Origin of the sequence: Streptococcus intermedius SK54 = ATCC 27335 (assembly GCF_000413475.1) — a bacterium.
Taxonomy (GTDB): Bacteria; Bacillota; Bacilli; order Lactobacillales; family Streptococcaceae; genus Streptococcus; species Streptococcus intermedius.
The window spans coordinates 130,288-148,037 of sequence record NZ_ATFK01000003.1 but is presented as its reverse complement, the minus strand read 5'-3'; the positions used below and the strand labels follow the sequence as shown (position 1 = coordinate 148,037).

At 37.5% G+C, this 17,750-nt stretch carries 15 protein-coding genes; all 15 read right to left on the bottom strand.

Going from position 1 to position 17,750, the window contains the following annotated elements; translation table 11 throughout:
* Positions 1-36: 36 nt before the first annotated feature.
* Positions 37-1,671 (bottom strand): SpaA isopeptide-forming pilin-related protein, encoded by a 1,635-nt coding sequence (locus HMPREF1654_RS04805; protein ID WP_003076532.1) that lies wholly within the window; start codon positions 1,669-1,671, stop codon positions 37-39.
* 66 nt (positions 1,672-1,737) lie between these two features.
* Positions 1,738-3,633, bottom strand: coding sequence for a VWA domain-containing protein (locus tag HMPREF1654_RS10220; protein WP_016670390.1), 1,896 nt, complete (start codon positions 3,631-3,633; stop codon positions 1,738-1,740).
* Between the two features lie 13 nt (positions 3,634-3,646).
* A complete protein-coding gene (locus tag HMPREF1654_RS10215) occupies positions 3,647-4,663 on the bottom strand; it encodes a hypothetical protein (protein WP_016670389.1) in 1,017 nt (338 codons plus the stop codon).
* A gap of 364 nt (positions 4,664-5,027) precedes the next feature.
* Positions 5,028-5,447: a F0F1 ATP synthase subunit epsilon gene (locus HMPREF1654_RS04795; protein ID WP_003069748.1), complete on the bottom strand. Its 420-nt coding sequence runs from the start codon at positions 5,445-5,447 to the stop codon at positions 5,028-5,030.
* A 10-nt stretch (positions 5,448-5,457) separates the two neighbouring features.
* Positions 5,458-6,864: a F0F1 ATP synthase subunit beta gene (gene atpD / locus HMPREF1654_RS04790; protein ID WP_003076325.1), complete on the bottom strand. Its 1,407-nt coding sequence runs from the start codon at positions 6,862-6,864 to the stop codon at positions 5,458-5,460.
* 34 nt (positions 6,865-6,898) lie between these two features.
* Positions 6,899-7,777: a F0F1 ATP synthase subunit gamma gene (locus tag HMPREF1654_RS04785; protein ID WP_003069751.1), complete on the bottom strand. Its 879-nt coding sequence runs from the start codon at positions 7,775-7,777 to the stop codon at positions 6,899-6,901.
* 15 nt (positions 7,778-7,792) lie between these two features.
* Positions 7,793-9,298, bottom strand: a complete 1,506-nt coding sequence (gene atpA, locus HMPREF1654_RS04780; protein ID WP_003069752.1) for a F0F1 ATP synthase subunit alpha — start codon at positions 9,296-9,298, stop codon at positions 7,793-7,795.
* Positions 9,299-9,313: 15 nt separating this feature from the next.
* A complete protein-coding gene (locus HMPREF1654_RS04775; protein WP_003076989.1) occupies positions 9,314-9,850 on the bottom strand; it encodes a F0F1 ATP synthase subunit delta in 537 nt (178 codons plus the stop codon).
* A complete protein-coding gene (atpF, locus tag HMPREF1654_RS04770) occupies positions 9,850-10,344 on the bottom strand; it encodes a F0F1 ATP synthase subunit B (RefSeq protein WP_003037243.1) in 495 nt (164 codons plus the stop codon). The genes HMPREF1654_RS04775 and atpF overlap by 1 nt, the downstream gene beginning before the upstream one ends.
* Positions 10,345-10,358: 14 nt before the next feature.
* Positions 10,359-11,072: a F0F1 ATP synthase subunit A gene (atpB, locus tag HMPREF1654_RS04765; RefSeq protein WP_003076253.1), complete on the bottom strand. Its 714-nt coding sequence runs from the start codon at positions 11,070-11,072 to the stop codon at positions 10,359-10,361.
* A gap of 39 nt (positions 11,073-11,111) precedes the next feature.
* Positions 11,112-11,312, bottom strand: coding sequence for a F0F1 ATP synthase subunit C (locus tag HMPREF1654_RS04760; protein WP_003025282.1), 201 nt, complete (start codon positions 11,310-11,312; stop codon positions 11,112-11,114).
* A 313-nt stretch (positions 11,313-11,625) separates the two neighbouring features.
* On the bottom strand, positions 11,626-14,025 hold the full coding sequence (locus HMPREF1654_RS04755; RefSeq protein WP_003076777.1) for a glycogen/starch/alpha-glucan phosphorylase: 2,400 nt from the start codon (positions 14,023-14,025) through the stop codon (positions 11,626-11,628).
* Positions 14,026-14,046: 21 nt separating this feature from the next.
* A complete protein-coding gene (glgA, locus tag HMPREF1654_RS04750) occupies positions 14,047-15,480 on the bottom strand; it encodes a glycogen synthase GlgA (protein WP_003076501.1) in 1,434 nt (477 codons plus the stop codon).
* On the bottom strand, positions 15,477-16,616 hold the full coding sequence (gene glgD / locus HMPREF1654_RS04745) for a glucose-1-phosphate adenylyltransferase subunit GlgD (protein ID WP_003076392.1): 1,140 nt from the start codon (positions 16,614-16,616) through the stop codon (positions 15,477-15,479). Before glgD ends, glgA begins: the two co-directional genes overlap by 4 nt.
* Positions 16,606-17,748: a glucose-1-phosphate adenylyltransferase gene (locus HMPREF1654_RS04740; protein ID WP_003072133.1), complete on the bottom strand. Its 1,143-nt coding sequence runs from the start codon at positions 17,746-17,748 to the stop codon at positions 16,606-16,608. The genes glgD and HMPREF1654_RS04740 overlap by 11 nt, the downstream gene beginning before the upstream one ends.
* Positions 17,749-17,750: the final 2 nt, after the last annotated feature.

Here is a 17,750-nt window from a genome sequence, read left to right as displayed (position 1 = left end):
CTGGGATTGTATTAGGCAATCCCAGTATTTCATTCATCATGATTTTTTATGTTTAAGAACATAAATTCCAGCTGTAGCTGCCATCACTACTACACCAATCATTGTAAATAAAAGTGTACCAATACCACCAGTTGAAGGTAGTTCTCCAAGTTTTGTGTTGGGAATGTCAGTGGTTAATACAGCAGTACCAGTTCCCTCCCCTTTATTCAATTCTACTGTTGAAGTTGTAGCAGTTGAGCCCGTTGTTGACTTGATATAAGCCTCTTGAGCTCCATCAATCTTTTGTTTATAGTAATTTCCATTTTTTAGCCAACCTACACTACTTGAACCTGGTGCTTTTTCAGATTCATTTGTTGTATAAATTGTTTCTGTTCTAGTAACAACTGTTGATGCTGTAACTGAACTCCATTTTGCTTCCACAGAATAGACTTTAGTATTTAATGAATAGCCCTTTGGAGCTTTCATTTCTTTGATATAATACGTACCAGCTCCCACTTGGTTAGAAGTAGCATATCCTTTATTATTTGTTTTAACAATATCAATCAACCTAGTCGCATTTTGATCTGCATAAATTCCAAACACAGCATCTGCAAGTGCAGTTTTATTTTGACCAGTTTTCTTGAATGCTATACGATAAGTATAAACTTTTCTACTATCTTCTTTTTTTGTAAGGCCATTTCCTTCTGCCGGTTCGTCTGTTGTTTTATGTGTTTCTCCTTGTGTGGGATTTGAAGCATAGTAATAATTCGCTGTATTTGTATTACCTGTACTACCAACAACAGCTTTTTCATTTACAACAGCCTTATACGTCACCTGTAGGCTAGTAGTAGAATCTAAATTATCATAATCAAAGTTTAAACGAAAACCATTCGCAGTTTTAGCGACATTTGCAATTTTTTTACCATCAATACTTACTGAATTCGTAGTTATATCAATTTTACCAATTTTACTACCCATGGTGACTGTTAAACTAGTATAATCAAACGTCAAACCCTCTGACATTTCATCAGAAACAAATACTGTCTTATTTGAAGCATTTTCAGAGTAACTTGGTAATTGTACTGTTAATTTATAGGTTAACTCTTGACCCACTGAAGCTGTATCTTTGTCACCATCCTTAGTAGTATTACTTACCTCTTTTTTAATAGATGGCAAAGTTGACTTAGCAACTGTCGTTTGGCCATAAAGATAGTTAGCTTTGCTTGAAACTTCTCCACCTTTTAATATACCTTCGCCATTATAAGAAGCTGCAAGAAGAACTGGGTTATAAGTCCGACCATCTGTCGCACCAGTCAAAATTGCAATATATACACCAGCACCAGTCGCTTGATATGTATAGGTACCATTAGTCGCATTTCCAGTATTTACTAACGTAGGCGAAATTATACCTTTATTAATATCGTTAGCTATCTTTGTAATTTCTTGGGATGTTGGACCTGTTTCAGTTAATGAAACGCCATTTTCATACTTAAACTTTATAAAGGAATCATTGTTAGCATTATACTCACCTGTACCAATTTTATACAATTTAACAGTTGGATTACCTTCAATGTTAGTAATCTTTAACGTAGCTGTATCTGTGTTTGATGTCGCTGAGACATTTAATGTTCCAAAAACTCCTACAGCAAACATAGTCGCGATAAATGCAACTAACTTTTTCAATAAATTCATCTTTTTCACTTTCTTTCTTCATTATTTTTTGTGTGATGGATAACGATTGTCTGAAACTATCTTTTACTAAGCATCATCCATCACCTCCCTTCGTTTACGCTGAACATAAACGAGTGTTGAAGTCGCTACCACCATAACACCAATAATTGTATACAGATATGGACCTGTTCCGCCTGAAGATGGTAGCTGATATATTTTATGATTGGTAATCACAAAGCGATTACTTTGTTTACTTAGTTTATGATTTAACTGATCTATTATGGAAACTTCGCCATTTTCTGTTACCGTTATTTTCCAAGGCTTTTCTGGTAAGGTATAACCCGAAGCAGCTTTGGTCTCAAATAGATAATAAGTTTTTCCTTTTTTTAAATGAGATAAGGTTAACTGACCATTACTATTTGTTTCCCCACTAGTCCAAACAGATCGCTTATCTTCCTCTCTTAACTCAAAACGAACTGCTGATAATTTTGTGTTTTGATTTTCAAAAGCAACTTTCGTTAAAGAAGTTTCTGTAGGCTCAACTTGAGCAACTGGATGCTTATAATGAATCGTTCTAATCACATTGTCCACTTTATAGGTAGCATAAGCATCTTTGTTGGTATAGAATCCTTCTTTACTGGAACTTGTGACATTGCCTTTATAGTCAGTATCGTCATCTCCCTTAGCCTTATATTTACCTTTATCATGAGAATATGTACGATAAGCTTCTTCTGATGATTTCACATTATAAGATAAGGTGTAGATATACTGATCGTCCATCCGAAAATTCGACTTAAACTTCAGATTGATTTTTCCTGTAGAATCTTTGGAAGATAGTTGGTGGAAGCCTACTGAATCAATAATGCCTCTACCTTTTGTAGTTACTTGATTCTTTTCATAAAGCGTTTCCACTTGTCCTGTCCCAACATGCTTTCTAGTTATCTTAACATCAGGTTGTTCGCTGTAGTAGTTAACATATTGGCTTAGTTCATCCGTCACATTCATTTCGGTAACTTTAGTAGCATCCACAATCGCATTTAGACTTCTTTCAAGTGACGCAGTATCAGTCACACCAGCAAATAATCCATTCCCATGTTCAGCCATATATTTAAGGACTTCAGGACTAGAAGTTTCTGTTTCACTTGTAATGTCTTTTGAAACACCTAATGTATACGTTGTTACATTTGGGTTCTTATTCTTAAACTCATCAAAAGCCTGTTTAGAGTATTCTTTAGAATTTCGAACATTATTCACATCCGTACCAATACCTGTTCCATATCTATATCCATTATGGAAATAAAAAGTCGGAACACCATCACTAATAAAAATCATAATCTTACGATGACCATTATTTGCAATGCTTGGGTCGTTTAACATTTTATTTGCCAAGTGAAGACCTGCAGCATAGTTGGTACCATTCCTATTTTTCGCTTGTACTGAAACTGAATTTGGACGTCCCCAATTTGCTAAGATGCTGGCATCTTTACTTTCTGCAATTGACGGATGATCTGCGTCCCAGTAATTTCCATTCCAATATTGTTTTTGTACATTTCCTTGAAAGCTAATAACAGCAAGCTTATTTTCAGGATTCATATCAAGAAATTTTTTCAATAAACCGTTTTGTCCATTCAAAGCATTATTAATAGCAGTATCACGCCGTATGTTATGCCGTGAAGGCTGTCCCCCACCAATACCAAATTGCATACTAGCAGATTGGTCAGCTACAACCAATACATCTATAGGTTGTTGTTTGCCTGTAATATCCATATATAAGCGATACAGGTCAGATGTATCACGCTGTCCGTCATCCACAGTTGTATCAGGATTGTTCTTTTTATCGCCCAAATAATCAATTCGTTTATTATGTGGTAAACTTGCTGCGTTATTTCCATCATCAGCCGCACGATTTTGAGTAGCTCGTCTCGTCCTTGGCTTTGCAATGGGAGCTCCATCAGAGACTGATTTTGTCTTTTTTAGATACACTTTGATAATGTTCTCAGATTTTTTTAAAGCTAGCTTTATCGTCTTGGTAATTTCCTCCAAGATAAGAGGACACTGGATAATCGTTTGCTAACTTGTAGCTATCTGTTTCTTGATTAGTGTGTGCTTCTTGGTACCGAACCTTGACTAAATCATATTTGTCGAGGTCAACATCTTCAATTGTAACCGTATTATTCCACGTCGTTACCTGCTTAAAAGCAACTTCTTTATAATCAGAAAGTTCTGTTTTTTCTTTGTCCGATACCAAAATCTTAACTTGAACTCTCCTGCTAAAATCCTCTAAAGTATATTTTGTAGCTTCCTGAATCGTTGTTCCAGCGGCAAATGTAATCCTTCCATACCCTTCAAAGGAAAGTACTGTAGAATCTGTTTTTTCAGAAGTTGTATAAATGACGAATCGATATACATCTGGCAGTCGCGCTAATTTTATACTGGCAATAGAACCAGACTCATCTAGAGTAATATCAGCATTCAAATCTTTAACATTCTGATTTCGATCAATAGCTGCAACAGCAACATTGCTTTTATCGTTCTTTATTCCTCTTAAATTTAAGGGTGATTTAAACGTAAATGTTGTTGAAAGCTGAGAATTTGTCACCTTTGATTTTTCCAATTGATAAATCTGTGCTGCATTTACTAATTTATTAGAAGAATTTTGTACTGCGTTTATCGTGGTAGTATACTTTGTAATTTCTTCTTTTGTCTTTGGCAATATCCTCTTGACCGTCAAAGAAGAGTTTATAACTTCTGATGTACCCTCTACTGTAACATCGACTTCGTCACCTGAAAATTGTGTTTTGGAAGAAGGTTTCGTTAACTCTTTTTTAGAAGCAGAGGCTGTCGTGCTTGTACCATCTGATATAGCACTACCAGAATTTACAGAAGCAGATTCATCAGACGAACGTGACTGCTGAACTTGAGAACCCGAAATATCTGTTGCAAATGCTGTTGTGAAATGAATATATGGGAACAATACAATTAATATTGTAAATAGGGATAAAAACTTTTTCAATTTATAACTCCATGGAACAAATGCTCTATATATAACGCATGTTAACAAGATATAATCTTGATAGATCAATAACTTCACTATATATTATCATTTTTTAAATATCTTTACAACACTTTTGATATTGAAGTTTTCTATGATGCAAATATAAAAATTATAATGTGAAGATATTATAAGATTAGAATCTAAATATTAGAAAAGGACAGTCAGTTCTTAAAAACATAACTAAAGAATTCTTTGAAATCGATAAATTATAGTGAATGATTGATAAAAAAAGATAAGCGGAAACTATCAACTCATCTCAAAAATTTATTTAAATCATAAAGTAATGTTGTCCTTATAATAAAAAGGCCAAATGGCCTTTTTATTATAATCTTGTTCCAACGTTAATTCGATTAATGGCACGTTGAAGGGCAATTCTGGCACGACGTTCTTGGTCAATTAAATGCTTTTCCTGTGCTTCTTCAATGGCACGCTCGGCACGCAATTTTGCTCTTTCAGCACGACTAATGTCAATATCACGAGCGCGTTCAGCAGAGTCTGCAACGATGGTAATCAAATTATCAGCAACTTCGACAATTCCACCATTCACCGCAATCCAATTGACATGATCTTCTTCATCAATCCGCTTCACTTTGACCTCATCGACAGCCAAAACAGCAATCATGTTTTCATGATGCGGCAAAATCCCCATTTCTCCATCAAGAGTTTTAACGGAAACAAACGTTGCATGATGATCAAAAACCAGACCATCAGGTGTAACGATTTGTACTGTCATTTGAGCCATAAGTCACCTCTTAGAATCCCATTTTTTCAGCTTTAGCAACCACATCTTCAATAGAACCAACGCCGCGAAAGGCATCTTCAGGAAGATGATCATATTTACCTTCAAGAATTTCTTTAAAGCCACGAACCGTATCAGCAACTGGCACATAAGAGCCTGGTTGACCGGTGAATTGTTCCGCCACATTAAAGTTTTGTGATAAGAAGAACTGAATCCGACGTGCACGAGCAACCAAGGTCTTTTCTTCGTCTGACAATTCATCCATACCCAAAATAGCAATAATATCTTGCAATTCATGGTAACGTTGAAGGACGCGTTTTACTTCTGCTGCAACAGCATAATGCTCTTCACCGACAATTTCAGGAGCAAGCGCACGTGAACTAGAAGCAAGCGGATCTACTGCTGGATAAATACCTAATTGTACCAATTTCCGTTCAAGGTTAGTTGTTGAATCTAAGTGAGCAAAAGCTGTAGCTGGCGCAGGGTCAGTATAGTCATCAGCTGGCACATAGATAGCCTGAATTGAGGTAACAGAACCTTTTTTCGTTGATGTAATACGTTCTTGTAATTGCCCCATTTCAGTAGCCAAGGTTGGTTGGTAACCAACAGCTGATGGCATACGACCAAGAAGGGCTGACACTTCAGAACCAGCTTGAGTGAAACGGAAAATATTATCAATAAACAAAAGAACATCTTGACCTTCCACATCACGGAAATACTCTGCAATCGTTAACCCAGTCAAAGCTACACGCATACGTGCTCCAGGCGGTTCATTCATTTGCCCAAAGACCATAGCCGTCTTTTCGATAACACCAGATTCTTTCATTTCCCAGTACAGGTCATTCCCTTCACGAGTTCGTTCCCCAACACCAGTAAAGACTGAAATCCCGCCGTGTTCTTGGGCGATATTATGAATCAACTCTTGAATCAAGACAGTTTTCCCAACGCCAGCACCACCGAAGAGGCCGACTTTCCCACCTTTGAGGTAGGGGGCTAAAAGGTCAATAACCTTTATTCCTGTTTCTAAGATTTCTGATGAAGTAGATAACTCATCAAAAGTTGGAGCTTTTTTATGGATTGGTTGACGTTCTGCATCTTCGCCGAATGGAGTATCCAAATCAATGGTATCGCCTAAAACGTTAAAGACGCGACCAAGTGTTTCTTTCCCAACTGGAACAGAAATTGGTCGACCAGTATCTAGAACTTCCATGCCACGAGTCAACCCATCAGTGGATTCCATGGCAATAGTTCGAACCACTCCATCACCAAGCTCAAGAGCTACTTCAAGGACGATTTTTGATTTATTTTCGTCATTTTTATAGACTACAAGTGCATTATTTATCTCAGGTAATTTATCACCAGCTGCAAACGCGACATCAACGACTGGTCCGATAACCTGAGCAATTTTGCCTGAGCTCATTCTTTTCTCCTCTATCTATTTATTTTATGTGACACTATTCTAGTGCACTTGCACCCGCCACAATTTCAGTAATTTCTTGCGTGATAGCAGCTTGTCTAGCACGGTTATACTGAATCGTTAAATCACTGATAACTTTCTTTGCGTTATCTGTTGCTGTCTGCATGGCGGTCATTCCTGCTGCATTTTCAGCAGTTTTCGCATCAATAATTGCCCCATAAATCATACTCTCAGCAAATTGAGGCAACAATTGATCCAAAATGACATCACGACTTGATTCCAATTCCAAATTCAAAACGTAGTCTTCATCTGCTTCATTTGGATCCAAATCCACAATTGGAAGCATTTGTTCAACACGCATTTGGCTTGTTAAACTATTGACGTGATGATTATAACAAACATACAATTCATCAAATAATTCGTTTTGATACATTTCAACCGTTTTGTTAATGATTTTACGGACTTCATCAAAGCTTGGTTGATCTGCTAAACCACGCAGTTCATAAATTGGTTGGAGACCACGAGCACGAAAGAAATCCGAACCCATACTTCCGATTGAAATAATGACAAAATCATCTTTATCATGGTATTCCGCAAAAAGTTCCATCATGGATTTGAGAATGGTCGCATTATAACCACCTACCAAGCCACGATCCGATGTGATAACGATATAAGCTGTTTTCTTAACCGGACGACTAACAAGCATAGGATGGTATTTGGAATTTTGAGCTTCATGTCCATGAAGTAAATCCGTCAATAATTTTCTGACCTTAGAAGCATAGATTTGAAAATTTTTGGCTGCTTCTTCAGATTTTCCCAACTTTGCAGCAGACACCATCTGCATAGCATTTGTGATTTGACTGGTGTTTTTTGTGGATGCAATTTTATTTTTTATATCATTTAATGAAACTGCCATCTGACACCTCTCTTCTTACTTGAAGCTCGACTGATTGATAAATTCAGTAATTGCAGCATCTAGAGCAGCTTCTTCTGGAAGATCTTTTGTCCGACGAATAGTTTCATAGATACCTTCATGATGAGCATCAAAGTAATCAAACAATTCTGCTTCAAAACGAAGAATATCATCAACTGGTACACTATCCAAGAAGCCGTGTGTCAATGCATACAAGATAACCACTTGTTTTTCAACTGGTAGTGGTTCATGAACAGGCTGTTTCAATACTTCTACTGTCCGACGGCCACGGTTTAACTTCGCTTGTGTCGCAGCATCCAAATCACTACCGAACTTGGTAAAGGCTTCTAGTTCACGATAAGAAGCAAGGTCGATACGAAGTGTACCAGCTACCTTTTTCATAGCTTTTATCTGAGCAGAACCACCTACACGCGATACAGATGAACCGGCATCAATAGCTGGTCGAACCCCCCCATTAAAGAGGCTATCGCTCAAGAAGATTTGACCATCTGTAATGGAAATCACATTAGTTGCAATATAAGCTGAAATGTCTCCTGCTTGTGTTTCAATAAACGGCAACGCTGTGATAGAGCCACCGCCTAATTCATCTGAAACTTTTGCAGACCGTTCCAAAAGACGGCTGTGAAGATAGAACACATCTCCAGGGAAAGCTTCACGCCCTGGTGGACGACGAAGTAGAAGCGACAGTTCACGATAGGCAACCGCTTGTTTGGATAAATCATCATAAACAATCAAAACGTGTTTACCATTATACATAAATTCTTCTGCCATTGCCACACCAGCATAAGGAGCCAAAAACAGCAATGGTGACGGTTGAGAGGCTGACGCCGTCACAACGATTGTATAATCAAGCGCTCCATACTGACGAAGCGTTTCTACTTGCGTACGAACCGTTGACTCTTTCTGTCCAATAGCAACGTAGATACAAATCATATCTTGTCCCTTTTGGTTCAAAATCGCATCAATTGCAATACTTGTTTTACCAGTTTGACGATCTCCGATAATCAATTCCCGTTGACCACGACCAATTGGTACCAAAGCATCAATCGCTTTCAACCCCGTTTGAAGAGGTTCTGATACAGATTTCCGTTGCATAACTCCTGGAGCAGGCGTTTCAACTGGGCGTGTCTTGTCTGTCTTAACTTCACCAAGTCCATCAACCGGACGACCAAGTGGATCAACAACCCGCCCAATCAAAGCATCTCCAACAGGTACTTCCATGATTTTACCAGTACGACGGATTGTATCACCTTCGCGAATATCAGTAAAATCACCTAGAATGATAATCCCAACATCTGTTGATTCTAAGTTTTGTGCCATACCATATGAGCCATTTTCAAAAATCAACAACTCACCACTCATAGCATTATCAAGACCATGGGCACGTGCGATTCCATCACCAATATAAGTGACGACCCCTGTTTCCGTGACGTCAAAATTTGGCTGGAAATTTTCAATTTGTTGCTTAATTAAAGCGCTGATTTCTTGTGCGTTAATCGCCAAAATTCACACCACTTTCTATTTCAATTTTTCTTTTACTATTTGTAATTGACGTTTAATACTTGCATCAATTGTCTTATTATTAGCAGTGATGATAAAGCCACCAATAAGACTCGCATCAAGTTCTTCTTTTAAGGAACGAACTTGCAATCCAAATTTTCGTTCAACAATTGGAATAATTTTGGATTTTTGAGTCTCAGATAAAGTCTGAACGGATTTAATCGTCACTTCAAATTCATTACTAATCATTTCAAGCTGATGAAGACTTTCTACTAAAATATCATAAAAAAGATCTTCACGATGATTGTGAATAATAACTTCAATGAAGTTGTCAATCAAAAGCGAATCAGATCCTTGAAAATAGCGAAGGCTTTTTTCTTTTTCTGTATCATCAACACCAATGTGCGATAGAAAGGCAACTAAGTTTGTATCATCCAAAATGTCTTTCATTTGATAAAGCTGTTCAAAGACATTTTTTTGTTGCCCTTTTTCAATCACAAGCTGGACAAAAGGTGTGGTATATTTTTCAACTACCGCAAATCTTTTTTTGTCCATTAAGCATCTCCTAGCTTGTCAATGTAGCGGTCAATCAGCTCTTTATGAGCTTCTTGATCCAACTGTTGTCCTAAAATTTTACTAGCAAGATTTACAGTCAAATCAGCTACATCACCTTTAATACTGTTCAAGGCTTCTGCTTTGGTTTGAGCAATTTCTTGATTTGCTTTCTCTTTTAAACGTCCAGCTTCATCAGCTGCATCTGCCAAGATTCCTGCCTTATTTTTCTCAGCAGTTTCTTTAGCATTCTCAATAATAGTTGTCGCTTCCTGACGACTACCTGCTAATTCTGTTTCTCTTTTTTGCGCCAAATCTTCTGCTTTTTGACGAGCTGATTCTGCACCATCAATATCATCTGAAATCTTTTTAGCACGTTGCTCAAAAGTACTTGTGATATTCTCCCAGGCAAATTTCTTGATTAAAATGATTAACAGAAGAAATGAGCCTGCTACAAGGATAAAATCCCCAATAAGACTACCTAAAGTAATATTCATCTCTTATCTCCCTTCTATTCCTCACTGTTAATTTTCTTACCTAGATACATAGATGTCAACATGGTAAATACATATGCTTGAATACATGAAATAAAGACTGAAAAAGCAGTCCAAACAAGATTCAAGACAAAAGCAATTGGATACCAACCAGCAGCTTGTTGTGATAAAGTTAACAACAAACCAGACAGAACTTCACCTGCATAAATATTACCATAGATACGCAGAGCCAGAGAGGCAAAATTAGTGAATTCTTCCAAAATATTCATTGGAGTCATTCCAGCAGGTGTCGCAAATGCCTTGAGATAAGCTTTCACTCCCCGTCGGCGAATTCCTTCAACATGACAAATTAAGGTAATCAAAAATGAAAATCCTAAGTCAAAGGCAAGATTGGCCGTTGGAGATGTCCACAAATTATAACCATTGGTTGTCTGCACTTTTGCCATCAAACCAAGATTGTTAGCTACTGCAACGAAAAGGAATAAGGAAAAGATAAATAGAGAATAATTCTTTATATATTTATCGCCAATATTTCCCTTTGTAAAGCCAATGACAAAATCATAGAGGTATTCTAAGACATTTTGTTTACCAGAAGGCTTCAGCGTCATTTTCCGACTAGCCCAATAAACAAAGGCAAATACGATAAATACAGTTAGAAGAGACATAGCAAGTAGAGTCAGATCAAAGGTCACCGGACCTAAAGTGATGGTTGGATTTACACTTTCTTCCAACGAACTCCACCCCCTTTTCTAAAGGATAACTTTCTTTTCTTATTTAATGATGAATGACATCGCAAGTGTTACGAAGAAAGTACCTTCGATAAAGGCAATCCCCATGATCATGAGCGTTCTCAACTGACCAATGATTTCTGGTTGACGCGATGCGGATTTAAATAGATTTGCCATTAAAAAACCTTCAGCGAGCGAAACACCCATACAGGCAAGACATAATCCAAAAAATGTTAAATTCATGATGAATTCTCCTTTATGTTTAAAATTTACTTACTTAGTTTAGTCCTAAAAACTCTTTTTGTCAAATGTTTTTGTCTTTTGGAAACGTTTTATAAGTATTTATTTCATTTTCTGAAAAAGCAAATTATTTCTGCAATAATGGTAAACCTAGATAGCGAAAATACGAAGTTTGTTTCACTATAAATCTACCTTTATAAAAAAACAGTAATCTTGTTCTTATTTATTGAAATCTGATACTTCACAAAATCTTCCTCTATCAAATGAAATAAACTAACTTTTCAACAAAGAGGCTGGATAGGTTCCAGCCTCTAGCTTAATCCTTTTTCAGGTTCCAAATTTCTTTGGCGTATTGTTCAATCGTATCATCTGATGTGAATTTATCAGACGTTGCGATATTAACAAGGTTCATACGCGCCCATTTTTCTTTGTCGCGATAGAGTTGATCAATTTTTTCTTGTGCAGCTACATACGAAGCAAAATCTTCCAGAAGGAAGTATTCGTCATTGTGTGTAATCAAAGCTTCATAAATCTCAGAGCCTTCATTTCGGACATTTGGAAGAGTACCATCTACCAAACTATCAACCACACGACGAATGATTGGATTATTTTCGTATACACCACGTGAATTATAATCATGACGTGCATAATGGTCGTAGACTTCATCTTTGTCCATACCGAAAATCACAATATTGTCGTCTCCAACTTCATCTTTGATTTCAATATTGGCGCCATCAAGAGTTGCCAAGGTAATAGCTCCCGTCATCATAAATTTCATATTAGAGGTCCCAGAAGCTTCTTTGGAAGCAAGAGAGATTTGTTCAGACACATCTGCCGCTGGAATGATGAGTTCAGCTAAACTGACACGATAATTTTCAAGGAAAATAACTTTTAATTTGCCTTGTAAACTTTCATCATTATTCACAAGATTTGCTACTTCGTTGATCAATTTAATAACAGATTTTGCAAAATGATAACCTGGTGCTGCTTTAGCACCAAAAATGAAAACTCGCGGCACCATATCTTTATCAAGATTATCTTTCAAATCCCAATACAATTTAAGGATATGAAGCAGGTTGAGCAACTGGCGTTTGTAAGCATGGAGTCGTTTCACTTGCACATCAAAGATAGCTTTCGTTGATACTTCCACTCCTGTAGATTCTTTGATAAAAGTTGCTAAACGTGCTTTAGCTTCCTGCTTAACATTATAAAATTCGCTCAAAACATGCTGATTATCTTTGTAGTCTAAAAGTTTGCGCAATTCATGAATATCCGTCCGCCAGCCTTTACCAATCAAGTGGTCAATTTCATTTGATAAAGGTTCATCTGCAATTTGCAGCCAGCGGCGTTGAATGATACCATTCGTTTTATTATTGAATTTTTCAGGATAAATGGCATAAAAATCACGGAGCGTATCTTCTTTTAGAAGTTCTGTGTGAAGTTTAGCTACACCATTCACAGAATGACCACCAATAATAGCCAAGTGAGCCATATGCACTTGATTATCTTTGACAATCCGTGTATGTTCAATCACTTGCGGATCAATGCCACGCGCAGCCATTTCAGAGACATAGCGATTGTCAATTTCAAGGATGATTTGGTAAACACGAGGAAGAACATTTTTAAAGAGTTCCGCATCCCATTTTTCTAAGGCTTCCGAAAGAATGGTGTGATTGGTATAACTCATCGTCTTTACTGTTGCATTCCAAGCATCTGCCCATTCAAGACCGCAGTCATCAAGTAAAAGCCGCATAAACTCTGCTGGTGCTACTGCTGGGTGGGTATCGTTGATATGAACCGATACCTTTTCATGAATTTGCTCTAAAGGCAGACCTTGTTTCCGATAGGATTTGATAATTGTCTGCAAGCCAGCACTGGTCATGAAATATTCTTGAATCAAGCGCAGTTCTTTTCCTTCATAGTTTGAATCATCTGGATACAAAATAGCTGTAATATCTTGTACTTTGCGGCGTGCTTCAATCGTTGGATATTCTAGCTCATATTCTTCAGGAATTTCGACATCCCAAAGGCGAAGATTGTTGACAGTATCATTTTCAAAGCCAATTTGTGGCACATCGTAAGGCACTGCACGAAGAGTTTGTGAATTTTCATAAATGGGAAGCATTCGCCCTTCTTTGTTGGCTTGCAGATAGACATTTCCAAAGATTTTAACATCTACAACATCATGATCTTTCCGCGTTTCCCAGACATTTCCCAGGCTGCCAAACCAATCATCTGGCAATTCGACTTGATATCCATTTACAATTTTTTGTTTAAAAAGTCCGTAGCGATAGCGGATTCCATTACCAAATCCCGGATAGCCTGTAGTTGCAAGCGAATCCATAAAAGCTGCTGCAAGGCGACCCAAACCGCCATTCCCTAGCGCCATATCGTGTTCAGCCCGTTTTACAGCTGTAAAATCAACACCTAATTCGTCAAAGCCTTCTTTGACAACATCGAGGATTCCAAGATTTAATAAATTGGTTTCCAGCATTCGCCCAGGCAGAAATTCAATAGAAAAGTAATAAGCAATTTTTTGCTTATCTTCTACTAGTTTGTTCCGTCGTTCTAACCACATAGGAGTAATATATTTACGAATAGTATGTGCTAAGGTTTGAAACAGCTCTGCCGGAGTAGCATCTTCTACCTTAATCAATTGTTCTTCATGCAAAATATCTTTAAAATCTTGAAGAAACTGTTCTTTTGTTAGCTCCATTTCTGAATGGCAAACTCCTTTCTATGAATAAAGAGATTGGTACAAATGGCTATAAGCTTGGCTAGCGGTATCCCATGAGAAATCACGCTCCATAGCTTGCCTTTGAAGCTTCTTCCAGGCTTCTTTATCATTGTGGTATACATCAATAGCCCTGTCAAATGTCCATTTCAGCCAATAACCTGAGAAATTGTTGAAACTAAATCCAGTTCCTGTTCCTTCATAAGCATTGTATGGTTGAACGGTATCACGAAGACCACCTACTTCATGTACAAGCGGTAAAGTTCCATAACGCATTGCCATCATTTGAGATAAGCCACATGGTTCAAAACGGCTCGGCATTAAGAACGCATCACACGCCGCATAAATTTCTTGGGCTAATTTCACATCAAAAGTGATATTAGCGGATAATTTTTCTGGATAAGCTTGTCCAAACCAAGAAAAGGATTGCTCAAAAGATGGTTCTCCTGTTCCTAAAAGAATAATTTGTACATCATCTTGTAGTAAATTGTGTAATTGATCCACAACTAAATCAAAACCTTTTTGCCGAGTCAAACGTGATACAATCCCCACTAGAGGTACACCATCTCGCACAGGTAGACCAACTTTTTTCTGTAAACTACGCTTATTTGCTAACTTACCAGATAAGTCATCCTTGTTAAAGTGGTATTCTAGTAACGCATCTGTTTCTGGATTATAAATATCTGTATCAATTCCGTTGACAATACCTGATACTTTGCCTGACTCCATCCGCAAAATTTGATCCAAACCACAACCAAACTCTGGTGTCATAATTTCATGTGCATAACTTGGTGATACCGTTGTTACACGATCTGCATATAAAATCCCCGCTTTCATCCAGTTAAGGCAATCATTCCAGCGCAATGTTCCATCAGCATAGCGCTCATAACCCACTCCGAATAAATCCCAGAGCATCCCATCAGAAAATTGACCTTGAAATTCTAAATTATGAATGGTTAACACAGTCCGAATTCCATGATAAGCTTGAATCCAATGGTATTTTTCTTTCACTAAAAATGGAATCATCGCGGTATGATAATCATGCACATGCAATACATCTGGAATGAAATCTACTCTTTCCATCAACTCAACAGCAGCCATTTGGAAATAAGCAAAACGCTCACCATCATCAAAATCACCATAAACATGACCACGAAAGAAATAGTATTGATTGTCTATAAAATAGAAGGTCACACCATTTAAAATTGTACGTTTCACACCGACATATTGACCGCGCCAACCGACCTTTACTTCAAAATGGAACAAGTCTTCCATTTGGTCGCCAAATTTTTTATCCACCATATCATAATAAGGAAGAATCACGCCCACTTCATGACCTGCCTTCACAAGAGATTTAGGGAGAGCGCCAATGACGTCTCCCAATCCTCCTGTTTTTGAAAAAGGTGCTCCTTCTGCTGCTACAAATAAGATTTTCATTGCATTCTATCCTCTGTTACTTTTTCACCTTTTTTAATAACAACGGGGTTATCAACCGTTCCTCGAATGGTCACATCTTCAGCAACCTCAACCCCCTTATCTAAAATAGCATACTCAACCACTGCGTTTTCACCAATAAGGACACGAGGAAAAAGAATACTGTCTTTTACACGACTTCCTTTTTTAATACGAGTATTACGAGAAATGACAGAATCGCTCACTTCTCCTTCGATAATACTACCAGAAGCAAATTGAGAATTTGAAACCTTAGAACCGATTGCATAATAAGTTGGCTCTTCATTTTTTACTTTAGTATAAATCTTTTGATTTGGAGAGAAAAGAGAATAGAATTTATGCGAATCAAGCATATCAATATTAGCATCGAAGTATGACTTGACAGAATGAATATTTGCTAAATAACCAGTGTATTCGTAAGCAAATGCCTTTTCCTGAACAGCTAAATCACGTAAAACGTAACGTAATTTTTGAGGAAATTCTTTTTGTGCTTCTACTTCTAACTTTTCAATCAGCCAGAGTGTATCTACAACAAAAATATCTGTTGACATATTGTACAAATCTTGCTGTTCTTTATCATCAAAAAGATGATGATTTTTCACATGGTCTGTTTCATCAATCTCTAATACCGCGTTAACTTCAGAGATACCTTCTTTTGGCAATTTTTTATAGACCACTGTAATAGGCTGGTCAGTTGTCGTATGTAAGTGGAAAACTTGATTTAAGTCAATATTCACTAAAACATCACAGTTCAATGCTACTGTCTGATCACTACCCGAACGTTTTAAGTAAGTTAACAATTGCTCGTAGTATTCTTTAGCAACAGTAGAACTTTCTACACGCGTATTATAAATACCAAGATAGTAGTGACTCAAAAGAGTAGACAGCCCCCATTCACGTCCAGAACGGATATGGTCAAAGACAGAGCTGATATTATCTTGTTGGAAAATACCAAAAACGCTCCGAATCCCTGCATTAGCCAAGCTGGACAACGGAAAGTCAATCAAACGATATTTCCCACCAAACGGCAAACTAGCAACCGGACGATGATTTGTCAAAGTAGGCATATCATGAAATCCAACTGTATTTCCTAAAATTGCTGAATATTTATCAATCTTCATCTGATGGTACCCCCACTTTCTCATTGTATCCGATAACTTGCACTTCATCTGTTCCATCAATTTCTACACCATCAGAAATGATAGCTCCTTCACCGATAATCGCACGTTTGATTTTTGCGCCTTGACCAATGATAGCACCACTCATTACAACAGAATCTTCTACGACTGCATCTTTACGCACTTGGGCTTCCGTAGAAAGAATGGAATGCTTAACCGTTCCATCTACAAAACAGCCATCCACAACCAAAGAATCTTCGACATGAGCATGTTTACCAAGAAAATTTGGTGTGGAAATCAAATTTCGCGAATAAATCTTCCATTGGCGATCGCGACTATCCAAAGCATTGTTTGGATCGATATATTCCATATTGGCTTCCCAAAGCGATTCAATCGTACCAACATCTTTCCAGTAGCCGTTGAATTCATAAGCATAGACACTTTCACCAGATTCTAGATAATTTGGAATAACATTTTTACCAAAATCAGACATATCTACATTGCTCTTTTCAGCAGCGACAAGCATATTGCGCAGACGTTTCCAATCGAAAATATAAATTCCCATAGAAGCTTTTGTTGACTTAGGTTCAGCCGGTTTTTCTTCAAATTCAACAATACGATTATTAGCATCCGTATTCATAATACCAAAGCGGCTTGCCTCTTTCAACGGAACGTCTAGAACAGCTACTGTCAAGCTAGCATTGTTGTCCTTATGAGACTGAAGCATATCATCATAATCCATTTTGTAAATATGATCACCAGATAAAATCAAGACATATTCAGGATTGATAGTATCAATATAATCAATGTTTTGATAAATCGCATGACTCGTTCCTTCAAACCAACGATTGCCCTCACTTGCTGAATATGGCTGGAGAATAGATACTCCTGTGTTAATACCGTCCAGTCCCCAACTAGAACCATTTCCAATATGACTATTCAAAGCTAACGGTTGGTATTGAGTAATGACACCTACATTATGAATCCCTGAGTTAGCACAATTTGACAATGCAAAGTCAATAATGCGGTAACGCCCACCAAACTGTACTGCCGGTTTGGCAATACTTTGAGTGAGTTTTCCAAGACGTGTTCCTTGCCCACCGGCAAGAATTAAAGCTAACATTTCATTCTTCATCT